This window comes from Proteiniphilum sp. UBA5463, assembly GCF_002427225.1.
Taxonomy (GTDB): Bacteria; Bacteroidota; Bacteroidia; order Bacteroidales; family Dysgonomonadaceae; genus Proteiniphilum; species Proteiniphilum propionicum.
The window spans coordinates 26,675-40,716 of sequence record NZ_DIQL01000027.1; the positions used below are offsets into that span (position 1 = coordinate 26,675).

8 protein-coding genes are annotated in these 14,042 nt (G+C 40.9%); 4 read left to right on the forward strand and 4 right to left on the reverse strand.

What is annotated here, in order from left to right; all coding sequences use genetic code 11:
- Positions 1-8 precede the first annotated feature (8 nt).
- Positions 9-1,433: a tetratricopeptide repeat protein gene (locus tag B3B27_RS04755; protein ID WP_286845038.1), complete on the reverse strand. Its 1,425-nt coding sequence runs from the start codon at positions 1,431-1,433 to the stop codon at positions 9-11.
- A gap of 106 nt (positions 1,434-1,539) precedes the next feature.
- Here B3B27_RS04755 and guaA point away from each other — a divergent pair, with 106 nt between their 5' ends.
- Positions 1,540-3,060, forward strand: a complete 1,521-nt coding sequence (gene guaA, locus B3B27_RS04760; protein ID WP_238869164.1) for a glutamine-hydrolyzing GMP synthase — start codon at positions 1,540-1,542, stop codon at positions 3,058-3,060.
- 75 nt (positions 3,061-3,135) lie between these two features.
- Here guaA and B3B27_RS04765 read toward each other — a convergent pair whose 3' ends face one another.
- The 3 genes from B3B27_RS04765 to gltX all read right to left on the reverse strand — a co-directional run bounded on the left by B3B27_RS04765 (position 3,136) and on the right by gltX (position 8,047).
- Entirely contained in the window at positions 3,136-5,208 is a 2,073-nt protein-coding gene (locus B3B27_RS04765; protein ID WP_238869165.1) for an HD family phosphohydrolase, read from the reverse strand.
- Between the two features lie 96 nt (positions 5,209-5,304).
- The gene (locus B3B27_RS04770; protein ID WP_238869166.1) at positions 5,305-6,525 is read right to left on the reverse strand and encodes a 3-deoxy-D-manno-octulosonic acid transferase; all 1,221 of its coding nucleotides are present in this window, start codon (positions 6,523-6,525) and stop codon (positions 5,305-5,307) included.
- Positions 6,518-8,047, reverse strand: a complete 1,530-nt coding sequence (gene gltX, locus B3B27_RS04775; RefSeq protein WP_238869168.1) for a glutamate--tRNA ligase — start codon at positions 8,045-8,047, stop codon at positions 6,518-6,520. Before gltX ends, B3B27_RS04770 begins: the two co-directional genes overlap by 8 nt.
- Positions 8,048-8,713: 666 nt before the next feature.
- Here gltX and B3B27_RS04780 point away from each other — a divergent pair.
- The 3 genes from B3B27_RS04780 (at position 8,714) to B3B27_RS04790 (ending at position 14,038) form a co-directional block, all read left to right on the forward strand.
- Positions 8,714-9,313, forward strand: a complete 600-nt coding sequence (locus B3B27_RS04780) for an RNA polymerase sigma-70 factor (protein WP_238869170.1) — start codon at positions 8,714-8,716, stop codon at positions 9,311-9,313.
- Positions 9,314-9,381: 68 nt separating this feature from the next.
- Positions 9,382-10,362, forward strand: coding sequence for a FecR family protein (locus B3B27_RS04785; RefSeq protein WP_238869172.1), 981 nt, complete (start codon positions 9,382-9,384; stop codon positions 10,360-10,362).
- 151 nt (positions 10,363-10,513) lie between these two features.
- Positions 10,514-14,038, forward strand: coding sequence for a TonB-dependent receptor (locus tag B3B27_RS04790; protein WP_238869173.1), 3,525 nt, complete (start codon positions 10,514-10,516; stop codon positions 14,036-14,038).
- The last annotated feature ends 4 nt before the right edge of the window (positions 14,039-14,042 follow it).

The following is a 14,042-nucleotide window of genomic DNA, read 5'->3' on the forward strand; positions in this document are numbered from 1 at the left end:
GATTACTTTTATTTAAAATTATTTAGTATTTCTTCGTTCCTTGCCTCAATTTTTAGTCTGTTTACCTCTCTGAAGAGTGATTCAGTCTCTTTTTCCAGGTGCAGTATTGTGCTATTCAAATTGTTATTTGATAAACCTCCTTCTGCATACTGATCCCGTTTTTCGGAAAGCTCCTTATTCAAATCGTTAAGTTGTTTCTCCAGGCCCATTGCCTGTGAGTACACAGATCTGGCTTTGCTGTTTTTAAAATCGGAAAGCGAATGATAGGTAGTTCTGTCGTTGATCACGAACTCAAAATCACCTCTCTTTGGTTGATTAGGAACTGTTTCCTGCCGTGCTTTCACACGTAGTGAAGCGTACTCGGCCCCTTTTTTCCAAGTTTCGGCAATAGAGGATATCTTTGCACGGTTTGCAAGTTGTTTTTCGTCTTCACTTTCGAGCAGAATAATCTGTTGATTCGGAATGAACGTGTATACACAAACTGAGTCGGCCGGTTGGAAACGGTCTGACGCAAACCACCCGATCTCCTTCTCTTCGTCAATCACCATCATGTAGTCGTTGAAAGGTGAGTTGAACGGCATATTCAGTTGATTTGGGTTGAGATATGAATCGGCAGTCAGGTTATAACGGGTAATATACAGGTCATAGCCGCCGAACGACTGATGTCCTGTTGATGCAAAATAGATGGTCATCCCGTCGTTCATCACAAAAGGATAGGCCTGGTCTCCTTCCATATTAATATTTTCCGGCAGTTTTTTCTCATTCCCGAATGTGTCGAGTAGTTTGTCCATTGTAAACAGATCGAGTCCTTTTACCTGATCGCCCTGCGAATAATAGACTTTGTCTTTCCGCTCATTCATATACAGTGTTTTATCTGTTTTTGACAAATTGGGAAAAAAATCGTTCAGCGGTACCAGTGAGCCTGAAGATGCGCTCAGGTTATAGGCAGATAGGAGATCTGCTTTTGGAAGCACCAGGCTGTCAATAATCTGTATGTCTTCTGTTCTTTTGACAGCTTTTTTCAGTTTTTCGGCATAAATGCGTTTTTGAGCCAGTTTTTCCAGAGCGTCATTGTTCCTGCGGTTTGCCCGTTGATATTTTTCGAACTCCTTTTCCGCATCTTCAAAACGGTACGTTTTGGAATAGAGTTCGCCAAGGTATATGTATGCTTCGGTGATTTTCTTTTGTGATGCAAAAGTGAGATACTTTTCGGCTTCAATTAATTTGCCTGTTTCATACAGGCAAACTCCCAGCCATTGATTTACTGAAGCGTTATTGGGATTATTGAAGTATTCTGCCCTGAAAACAGGAAGTGCATGGGCAAACCTTCCCTCCAGATACATTTTTTTCGCTTCATCAAGTGTTTGAGCCTGTAAAGCGAAAGCTAATGTGCTAAACAGAAGAGTAAGAAAGATATGTTGTTTCTTCATCATCATTTTTACTGATTTTCAAAGATAGTGAAAAAAATATTCAATCGATTCAAATATTTATGATTTTCTCTTTTTTCACTATCTTTGAGGCCTGAAAAAAATTCCTCTTATGCAAGAAAAAATTATAATACTCGATTTCGGTTCACAAACCACACAGCTTATTGGAAGGCGTGTGAGAGAATTAAAAACTTATTGCGAGATAGTACCATACAATAAATTCCCATTCGGAGATACCTCAGTTAAAGGGGTAATCCTTTCCGGTAGTCCTTTTTCGGTTAATGATGCGAATGCGTTCAAAACCGATTTAAATGAAATACGCGGTAAATATCCGGTGTTGGGTATATGCTATGGAGCTCAGCTTATGGTGGTGTCGTCAGGCGGCGAGGTAGGCAGGATTAATGCCCGCGAGTATGGCCGCGCACACTTGAACGTGAGCGCAGTTGATGATTTGCTTTTAGGCAACATATCACAAAATAGTCAGGTGTGGATGTCTCACGGTGACACAATAGCTCGTATCCCTGATAATTTCAAAGTTATTGCATCTACAGGAGATGTTAAGCCGGCTGCATATAAGATCGATGGAGAACTTACTTGGGGGGTTCAGTTCCACCCCGAAGTATTTCATACAGACGAAGGGACACAAATATTGGATAATTTCCTTTCCATTTGTAAAGTAAATAAAGAGTGGACTCCGGCATCGTTTATCGAAGCTACTGTCAGGGAGCTGAAAGAGGAGCTGGGTGACGACAAGGTAATTCTGGCTCTTTCAGGAGGTGTGGACTCTTCGGTTACCGGGGTATTGTTAAACAGAGCTATCGGAAAAAACCTTACCTGCATTTTCGTAGACCATGGGTTGTTACGCAAAAACGAATTTAAAACTGTTCTGGCAAACTATGAGCATTTAGGACTTAATGTGATTGGTGTGGATGCGAAAAATCGCTTCTACAAAGAGCTGGCCGGTGTTACTGACCCTGAAAGGAAACGTAAGATAATTGGTAAAGGATTTATAGATGTTTTCGAAGAAGAAGCACATAAACTAAAAGATATAAAATGGCTTGCCCAGGGAACCATCTATCCCGATATTATTGAGTCGCTTTCCATTACAGGTGTCACAATTAAAAGCCACCATAACGTAGGCGGGCTTCCTGAAAAGATGCATCTTAAACTGTGTGAGCCTCTGAGGTTGCTGTTCAAGGATGAAGTACGTAAGATAGGGCTGGAATTAGGAATAGATCCTTCCCTTATTAACCGCCATCCTTTTCCGGGACCGGGGTTGGGTATTCGCATACTGGGAGCTATAACGCCCGAAAAGGTGCGGATTGTACAGGATGCTGACGAAATATTTATTTCAAATCTTCGTACTGCAGGACTTTACAACAAAGTATGGCAGGCCGGTGCTATTCTCTTGCCGGTACAATCGGTGGGAGTGATGGGTGATGAACGTACATATGAAAACACCATCGCTTTGCGTGCGGTTACTTCTACCGATGCAATGACTGCTGACTGGTCGCGCTTGCCTTACGATTTCCTGGCAAAGGTATCAAATGAGATCATCAACAAGGTGAAGGGAGTCAACCGGGTAGTTTACGATATCTCATCAAAACCTCCAGCAACAATTGAGTGGGAGTAGATAGCATGTACTCAAAGCTTCCTGGCAGTTGAACTTGCAAAGATAGCAACAATAGCAATAATAGAGAGAGGGTAGTTAACGTGTGGGCTGTTTCAGTTCTGGATAAGCTATACGGGTGTGATATACCGTTTTCAGTTTATCAACAAAAACATCCTTCACTGTCTGAATATCTCTGAATGTGATGGGAGCTATTCTGAAATATCCTTCATTCATCTGTGAATCAATTATTTTGTCAACCAGGTTGCGAATAGATTGTTCTGTATATTCCGGGAGGCTTCGCGACGATGCCTCCACCGCATCGGCCATCATCATAATTGCTGTCTCTTTGGAAAAAGGATTCGGCCCGGGATATAGAAAATCGGCTTCATTGGCCTCTTTCCCGGGGTTGGCATTTTTCCATGAGATATAAAAATATTTCGGCATGCTTGTTCCGTGATGTGTTTCAATAAAATCGATAATCTGTTGCGGCACGTTGTATTTCTGTGCAATCTTCACCCCATCTTTTACATGATTGATTATGATGCGTGCACTCTCCTCAAAAGGGAGCCCTGCATGAGGGTTCATTCCAGGTGCTTGATTTTCCGTGAAAAAAGCAGGATTCTTTATTTTCCCTATATCGTGATACAAAGCTCCAGTCCTTATAAGAGAGGCATTCGCTCCCAGTTTTGCGGCGGCCGCCATTCCCAGATTTGACACCTGTAATGAGTGCTGGAATGTACCTGGCGCTTTTTCGGAGAGTTCTTTCAACAGAGGTTTATTTATATTTGAAAGTTCTACCAGCGTCACACCTGATATGAATCCGAAAGATTGCTCAACAAGATAGATCAGTGAATAGGAGAACATTATGAAAATAAAGTTTATTGAGAAATATACCAGCATAACCCAGTCGGCCTCCTTTACATTTCCTTCCTGATATAATATCAGCCCAAGATACACCGTAACATAGGTAAGAAGGATAAAAAATGAACTTCTTATAAGCTGAGAACGCTCAGTAAGCTCTTTCAGCATAAAAATAGAGACCATGGCAACTGAAATTTGGATTGCAGTGAACTCGAAAGGAAAAGGCACCATCAGTGAGCTCATGATTACGGTGGTGATACTGGCGAACAAAGCGGTACGTGAATCGATAAAGGTACGTATGAGAATGGTAACTATGGCATATGGAATTATATATACGCTGAATAGTTCAAACCGGACAGTGATACATGTTAGCGCCACAAAGAGCGTTATTAGCAACACCATGAAACTCACATGTTTCCTATTGCGATATTCATGAGGGCGGAAGAATAAAAGGTACATATAAAATGAACCGAACATAAAAAGAATAAGAATAAACTGTCCCAGTATTATCCAGCCATTTTTCGTGGCCCCCCCGCTGCGTTCTTCAGTCACACGTTTCAGTGAAGAGAGTATGTTATATGTGCGTGAGTCAACAATCTCTCCCTGGTCAATAATTCTTTGTCCCTGCTGCACCATGCCGCGGCTGATATCAACCTGCTGAATAAATTCATTTTGCGCTTTCTCTGATGTTGCCGCATCGTAAATTATATTCTCTCTGATATACTCATTTATATCAGCCGTTTTCAGAATGTTTGCATCTATATTTGCAGGGGCATCGCTCAATATCTTTTCATATGCGGTACGTATTGTATAAAGTGATTCTATCGACCTGGCTTGTGCAACATTCTCTTCTTTTATTCGCAGAGTCTTTGTCTTTGACTCATGTATGAGGTCGTAGTCGATTGAGCGCATTATGCCGTTGTTGTATATCTCGTTAAGCTTGTCGCGGATATACAGTTTATATCCGGGAGAGAGAGTGGCAAGTTTGGCATTCAGGTTTACATCAGCATCAAAGTCGGCAATGGCATTTTTCTGTACATCATAATTTATAATGAAGTAGGGTTCGTAAAATTGCAAAATACTGTCCTGCTCTGTCTTTAACTGCTCTGCAGGCTTGTAGATGGGGAAATCAAATGGAGCCGTCAACAGGCCATACTGCCAGGGTCTCCCTTCATTGAACGAATATTTGAAACTACCCTGACGGGGAAAAATATAGGTTATGAAGAGTACAGCGACAATAAATACCAAAGGAACAAAAATTCTTGTTCTGACTCTTATTTTCTTTTTTTTTGATGATGAACTGTTCATGCCTCTTTGTGTTAACGTTGTGAGGTTATTATACAACAACTGAACTACTGAATTGTTTGTATATTATGGACCTTTCTCTGTGGTACTACAAGTTTTTCAGAGTGAAATCAGCTTCATTATTTCACGTGTCGCCCCAGCGTTTCCGAATATATATTCTTTTGCTTTCACACCGGCATTTATCCTCGATGATGAATCAAGAGCCATCTCATCCATCTTTTTGTTGAATTCTGTCTTGTTGCTGATGGAAAATCCACCTCCGTTAGTTATAAGGCCATGAGCTTCAATGAACTTTGAGTATCTTGGCCCGAAGATGACAGGTATGCCATACACCGCCGCTTCGGGCAAATTGTGAATTCCCTCTCCAAATCCGCCTCCTATATAGGCTATCTGGCCGTATCGATAAATGGAAGAGAGTAATCCGAAGCAATCGATTATAAGACATTCACACTGTGTAATATTTTCCTCGGTAGCATTTGAATAACGCAAGTGTGCGCGTTTCAGCTTCTTTTCTATCTCCCTTAGACGTGGCTCGTCAATCTCATGAGGTGCTATAATCAGTTTCAATCCACTGTGAGTGTTAAAGTAATCGATCAGTAGATCTTCGTCCGGGGCCCAGGAACTGCCTGCTACGATGACGATTGACTTTTTATCAGCAAATTTTTCAACTACCGGCAGTTCCTTTGCATTATTCCGCACCTCTATTACTCTGTCGATACGTGTATCACCGGCAAGTGTGACATTTTCAATGCCTTTACCTTTCAGGAGTTTAGCCGATAGTTCGTCCTGAACAAAAAAGTGTGAGTAAAAGCGAAGCATTTTCCCGTAACGTGTCAGTCTGTTCTTAAAAAAGGGCTGACCAGGCCTGAATACTGCAGAGGCCAGATAGACAGGGATCTTCCGAAGAAAGCTTTCGTGAATATAGTTATACCAAAACTCATATTTGATGAAAATGGCGATGAAAGGATTCGCCAGATCCAGAAATCGGCGTACGTTCTTTTTTGTGTCGAACGGCAGATAACACACTATATCGGCCAAAGGATAATCTTTTCTAACTTCATATCCCGACGGAGAAAAAAAGGTAAGCAGAATTTTATACTCAGGATGCTCTTTTGTTATCGCCTCAATAAGGGGGCGGGCTTGTTCAAACTCACCCAATGAGGCTGCATGTAGCCATATGTAACGGGACTCCCGGTCTATCTTCTCTTTCAGTTTGCTGAATGTAGCTTTCTGCCCGCTGACCATCAGACGCGCTTTTTTTTTAAAAAGTGCAGCCAGGCGTATAAAAAACGCCATAAAAAAAATTCCTATATTATACATTCTCCTGAACTGGTATGGTATCAATAGCTTGTTGCAGCCTGGAAAGAGTCTCCTCTTTTCCGATAACTTCGGTTATGTTGAACATGTGAGGGCCTTTCCCTACGCCAACAATTGCCAAGCGGAACGCGTTCATTATGTTCCCGGTATGAAAGCAGTTATTCTTAATCCAATCCATTACTGCCTTTTCCTGATTTTCTGCTGAAAAGTCTGTCATATTTTCAATCAGTCCAATTAGTTGTTTCATCTGGCCGGGAGTCTCTTTTTTCCAACGTTTGCGAATGGTCTTTTCATCGTATGCGGCTGGGGCGACAAAGAAGTATGAGGATTGATCCCAAAGCTCTTTCACAAAATGTACGCGGTCTTTTACAAGTGCCACTACTTTGACCACTTTTTCGGCAGGTGCATTTACCCCTTTTTCCAGTAGGATGGGGGCAAACATACCGGCTAACTCATTGTTGGAGGTGTGGAGTATATACTGATGGTTGTACCACTTGGCTTTTTCAACATCGAATTTTGCTCCGCTTTTACTGCACCGCTCAAATGAAAACGCCTGTACAAGTTCTTCCAGAGAGAATATTTCCTTCTCTGTTCCGGGGTTCCATCCCAAAAAAGCAAGGAAATTAATTACCGCTTCAGGTAGATAACCGCTTTCACGGTAACCCGAAGAGACCTCTCCCGATACAGGATCCCTCCACTCTAACGGGAAAACTGGAAAACCGAGACGGTCTCCATCGCGTTTACTCAGCTTGCCGCTTCCTTCAGGTTTTAACAGGAGGGGGAGATGTGCGAACCGGGGCATGGCCTCTTCCCAGCCAAAGCTCTTGTATAGCCATACGTGCAGCGGTGCAGAGGGCAACCACTCTTCTCCGCGGATTACGTGCGTGATCTCCATCAGGTGATCGTCAACCACGTTCGCAAGATGATATGTTGGCAGTTCGTCCGATGATTTGTATATTACCTTATCATCCACGACTGAAGAGTTGATAGCCACCTTGCCGCGAATCATATCGTCCACAATGATTTCGTTATCAGGCTCAATTTTAATCCGGACAACATATTGCATCCCCGATTTTATAAGTAAATCAGTCTCTTTCTCAGTCAAGGTGAGAGAGTTGCGCATGTTGTTCCTTGTCGATGCATCGTATTGAAAATTGGGAATTTCCGATCTTTTGGCATCCAGCTCTTCAGGTGTATCAAAGGCAATATAGGCTGCTCCTTTCTCAAGTAATAATTTAACATGCTCTTTGTATATTTCCCTGCGTTGCGACTGTTTATAGGGACCGTAACTTCCACCCTTCCGGGGGCTTTCATCAAATTGGAGGCCAAGCCAGTCGAATGTCTCCTGTATATACTCTTCCGCTCCAGGAACAAACCGCGCAGAATCGGTATCTTCAATACGAAGGATGAAATCACCCCCCTGCTGTTTGGCATATAGGTAGTTATACAATGCTGTCCGTACTCCCCCAATATGTAGGGGGCCTGTGGGACTGGGTGCGAAACGGACTCTTCTCTTATGACACATAATTTTACGGTACTTTTTTTTTAAACGGTGCAAAGATAGCAAAAATCGTTAAAATGAACACGATAAACAGAGCGGGAATTCATCTTCCAGAGTCAACCCGCAAGTGCAATATTACTTAAATTGTATGTATAACTCATTTTTTGGTAAACCGAAGCCCTGTTTCCTTTTGGTCCCCTGTTATGTTTATGATCTGTTTTATGTTTAATTTAATTCAAGTTTCGCATGTATAAATTAAAACTGAGTCTCCTCCGATAAGTCTTTTTTCTTGAAAATTTCAAAAGATAATCATTGATTTTCAATAAGTTGAAAACCAATAAAATTGGGTTTTGAGGTTTTCGGAGAAGACTCAAAACTTATTTAGCTAAATATGGAACCTATAAAATGTTTAGAGGAAAACCATTCGATGAAACAGGCATCATCTGATATGCTGTTCGAGCGAGGCGAGTTATTTATCAGATAGCATGTAAATCGATAAATGAGCCACAAAGCATTGTCAGACTAATATTTAGTTGAATACTTGACATGCGAAACTTGAACTTTTAAAATTAAGTGGATGTACAGTTATGAGCATTAAAAAAAATATTACCGGCTTAAGTTAATTTTTTTCGTTAATGAAGAATTTTTTCTACTTTTGGAAAAATTTAAGATCGCTTCATTTTTCATTATTTGGTAACACGTTGCAACCATATTTCTTTTACTGCATCTCAGACAATTTCTCAATCTCTGTTTGAAGAGTTGTTCTGCTGTTTTTATCCGAAAATTGCGGCATATGCCACTACCATTCTTGATGATAAAACTGTGGGAGAAGATATTGCTCAGGAGGTATTCGTATATGTTTGGGAAAAACGGAATGAACTCCATATGGGAGAAGGATTTTACAGTTATCTGTTTCAATCGGCATATTCTAGGTGTATAGATTACATTAAGAAAAACAGTCGATTGGAAAAATATGTTCAGGAGGCGCTTTTGAAATCGGCCATTGAGTATCACTCTTATATTGAGAACGATTGCCAGCCTTTAAAAGAACTTTTCAGTAAAGACTTTGAGGAACAATTGAACGCCCTGCTCAGCCAGCTTCCTGAAGCGCGCAGACGTGCGTTTGAACTGGTATATCGCGATGGATTGAAGATGAATGAAGTAGCAGAGAAATTACAAATGCCCCAACGTACTGTTGAAAGTCATATTTACCTGACAATTAAATACCTTCGAAAACATTTATCCCCATACGATTTTCTTCTTTTGATGCTTATATGTGAAATATTTTGAAGAAAAGTGTAATTATACTCCGTAGTTTTTACCGGTTGTTCGTTTAGCTTGTATATAAGATTATTTCGATGGATTCAGGTTTTTCCTTATTGGTCAAATATTTTTCTCAACAACTGTCGGTTAACGAACGACAAAAACTTGAAGAATGGCGTATCGCTTCAGCTGAAAACAGTCAACTTTTCGCTGAGGTAAGCAAATTAAAGATACTTAAAGAATATACGAAATACAACACAGTAGCTGAGAATTCGTTGGCTCTTTTTCGTGTTCAGAAGAAAATCCGCAGCCGCACATCGCTTTATCGTTTCCGGAATATACTGAAATATGCCGCAGTTGCTGTAATTATTATCTCTCTCTCTCTATTTGCCTGGACACGATTTACTGCAGGGAAGTATACTACTATTGTTGTCGCAGGGAACGAGTCTGTAAAGAAATTAGATCTGGAGGATGGTTCAACTGTTTGGTTGGCTCAGTTTTCAGAACTTCGGATACCCGAGTCGTTTTCATCTGAACATCGTCAGGTTTCATTAAAAGGTAAAGCCTATTTCGATGTTAAAAAGAATCCCGAATCGCCTTTTATGGTAACATCTCCCCATATAAATGTGAAAGTTACCGGAACGTCTTTCGACCTTTTTGTGGACGATGAAGGACGTTGTGTGGAAACCATTCTTGCATCGGGAAAAGTGGTGTTGCAAGATAATCGCAAAAAAGATGTTTTTGAAATGTCACCCGGAGAAAAGGTGGTGTACAATGCCGAAAACAACAGGTACAGCGTTTCGACGGTTGATGTTAATACACTCACCTCATGGCACCTTGATCAAATTAAGTTTGAGAATGCCACATTGCGTGAAATTGTTAACAAGTTGAGCCTTATTTATGATGTAAACATCAATCTGGAATCCAAGAAACTGGCCGATCGGCGTTACCGGTATGTTATTAACCGGGAAGAATCGTTGAAGGAAGTACTTGACATACTTAGCTTTCTTGCTCCAATCGATTATAGTATAGAAGGGAATGAAGTTTTTATTACTGAAAAACGTATCATGAATTAAGTCAATTTGAGAGAATGCTGCTTAGGCATAGATTCAGGTTAACTGATTAGTCTTATTAAAAAACAAACTATGCAGAAAGTAAATTCACTTTCTTTATATAATAAAACAGATAAGTTTACTAAACTTTTTTTAATTAGAAAAACTAAAATGTATGAATGAACATGTAACCCTTGGGATGATGGTACAAACGGCTGTTGTCCAATCTAAATTGTTAAGGACGATAAAATCGTTCTTACTGCTTTTTTTACTGAGTTCGCAAGTGTTTGCGTCTGCATTGGCTTCGCAATCAGTGAATGTAAAGATCACATTAAACAACCCGACTGTGGGAAATGTAGTTGAGGAGCTACATCAACAAACGGGGTATGAATTTTCTTACGATGCTGACATCCTTTCAGAAAAACTGTCCGATGTGTCGGTCAATGTGAAGAATGAACGAATAGAAAATGTTCTGTCACATATTTTCGGTAGATCTGACGTAAGTTTTAAAGTGATTAACAACCGTGTTCTCCTGAAAAATAACAAAAAGGGGAATAATAACATTTCATCGCCTGAAGATAATAAGCAACAACTGGTTACAAGAGTAATCTCGGGAGTTATTAATGATGACAAGGGTGAACCTGTTATCGGCGCAACCATTGTTGAGAAAGGAAATGCTTCCAACGGTACTGTCACTGACATTGATGGAACTTTCGTATTAAATGTTGCTCCTGACGCCATACTTGAGATTTCCTATGTGGGATATGAATCACAAGATATTATTACCGCCGGTAGAAACACATTCAGTATTGTGTTGCATGAAAATACCAAAATATTAAATGAGATAGTGGTCGTGGGATACGGCACACAGAAGAAAGTGAATCTGACGGGTGCGGTACAGATGGTAGATAGTGAGATACTTAACGACCGTCCCCTTGTAAATGCAGCCAAAGGTTTGCAGGGCGCTATTCCTAATTTGAACATAAGCTTTAAGACTGGCGACCCTACTTCTGAAACAAAGTTCAATATCCGTGGAGCTACATCGCTTAATGGCGGATCGGCCCTGGTGCTTGTGGATGGGGTTGAAACAGACCTTAACCTAATTAATCCACAAGACATCGAAAGCGTTTCGGTATTGAAAGATGCCGCATCTGCAGCCGTTTACGGTCCGCGCGGCTCATTCGGTGTGATTTTGGTTACAACCAAACGCGGTAAACTTAATCAAAAATTGCAGATCAATTATAACAACAGTTTTGCTTGGTCATCACCCAGCCGCTTGCCTAAAGGCATGGCTTCAGACAAATGGTTGGAATCCATTAACCAGGCAAACATTAATAACGGTGGGGGAGCCTATTTCTCTGCTGAGCAAATTGAAGCGACTAAAAAGTTCATTGCTGACCCGGTTAACAACCCTTCTGCATTCTTGGATACGACTGGAAAGTTCACTAGCAGAGGACAATGGGGTTATGCCGGTAATACCGATTGGTATAAAGAGTTTTACAATGATGCTGCATTTATGCAGCAGCATAACGCCAGTCTTTCCGGTGGCTCGGAGAAGAGTACCTATTATGGTTCGGTTGGCTATAAAGGACAGGACGGCTTATTCCGTTTTGGACAGGATAAATATAAACGCTTTAATATAGCTTTCAATTTTACCACGCAAGTGAATGATTGGCTACAATTGAACTTCAATACCAAACTGAATAACTCTGATAAAAATGTGCCTACCAATAACTTCGGTATGGGTTCCCCGTATTATGAAGTTTATCGCATGTTTCCGCATATTCCTATTTACTTACCTAACGGAACTGATTTTGCTGCTTTGCAAGGCGATAATTTTAACTACAATATTGCCGGGCGTATGGCTCTTGCCGGGCGTACCACAACTGCTGATAAAGATTTTTGGTACACCGGAGGTTTTAATATTACGCCTATAAAAGGATTGTCAATTAAGGGTGATTATACGCAAAACTATTGGTTCAGTACATATCGCGAGCATAAAAAAACAATCTATCAGGTACAACCCGATGTAAATACTCCACCGGTAGCCGTAAATACACCCAATGGAGTCTGGCAGTACAGAAGCGGTGATGTTTATCGTGCTATGAACTTGTGGGCAGAATATGACTTTAACCTTGCTAAAAGTCATAATTTTAAGTTAATGACCGGATATAACGATGAGCGAAAAGATTACAATAAGTTAGAAATTGAATCACAGGATTTATTTGTAAACGAACTGACCAACGGAGGACTTGCCGATAAGTTTATTAACATTAAAGAGCCGGGAGATTCTTGGGCTGTAAAAGGTATTTTCTATCGTTTAAATTATGATTACATGGGTAAATACCTGCTTGAAGCAAATGGTCGTTACGACGGTTCCTCCAAATATCCCGTAGGTAAACAATGGGGTTTCTTCCCATCGGTTTCGGCAGGTTGGAGAGTGTCGGAAGAAGGTTTCTATGAACCGTTAAGAGCTACATTGGAATACCTGAAATTGAGAGCATCCTATGGTGATTTGGGAAATCAGGTCGTTGACAATAACTTCCAATATCTTGGAACATTAAGCCCCGGAACTTATAACTATGTGATAAACAATGCTATTTTGAAAGGGATCAATCCATCCACATTGGCAAGCACCAATATCACGTGGGAAAGAGTAAATACCATAAACGCGGGACTGGACTTTGCGACACTGAATAATCGTTTGTCGGGTTCATTTGATTATTACGTGCGTCGTACAAGAGACATGGTAGTAAGCAAAGCCTATCCGGCAGTTTTAGGGACGAGTGGTGGTAAAGAGAACTTGGCCGATATGCGTACTAACGGATGGGAGCTTATGTTGACATGGAATGATAAAATATCAGATGTAGGGGGCAGTACACTTACTTATAGTGTTGGTATGGGTATCTCCGATGCATTCTCCGAGATTACCAAATACAACAATCCTACACGTTCGCTCGCTGACCATTACGAAGGGAAGAGACTGGGAGAGATATGGGGATATGTAACTGATGGATTTATCGCCGATGAAGCAGAAGCTACAAAAATGGTAGATACGCAAAGCCATTTCAGCCGAACTTGGTTACCTGGAGATATCCGTTACAAGAATTTGGATAATGATCCAAAAATTAATCCCGGGAAAAATACGGTAGATGAGCCGGGAGATCGTAAAATTATAGGTAACAGTACACCTCGTTATCGTTATAGTATCAATGCCAACGTTGGCTGGAAAGGGCTTGACCTGCGTGCTATGTTTGAAGGTGTTGGTAAGCGCGACGTATGGTTTGGCGAAAGTCAGTTTTGGGGATATAGCGGAATCTGGTGGGCCGCCATTACCGATTACCACGTGGATAATGCCTGGTCCAAGACAAATACCGATGCATATTTCCCTGTTCCTACATTTAGCGGGAGAAGCCGCCAAGTACAAACAAAATACTTGCAAAACGGAGCATATATTCGTCTGCGCGATGTGACATTAAGCTATACGTTGCCAACAAGTATACCCGAAAAACTGAATATATCACAAGTTAGAGTGTTTGCCAGCGGACAAAATTTGTGGGAAGCCACCAAAATGTTTAAATACCTTGAGCCAGATGTATCAGGATTTGACAAAAATGACGGAAGTCCGCAATTTGAAGATCAAGGTAAGGGATATCCGTTTAGCCGCACATTCTCTTTTGGATTTAATGTAACATTTTAAACTA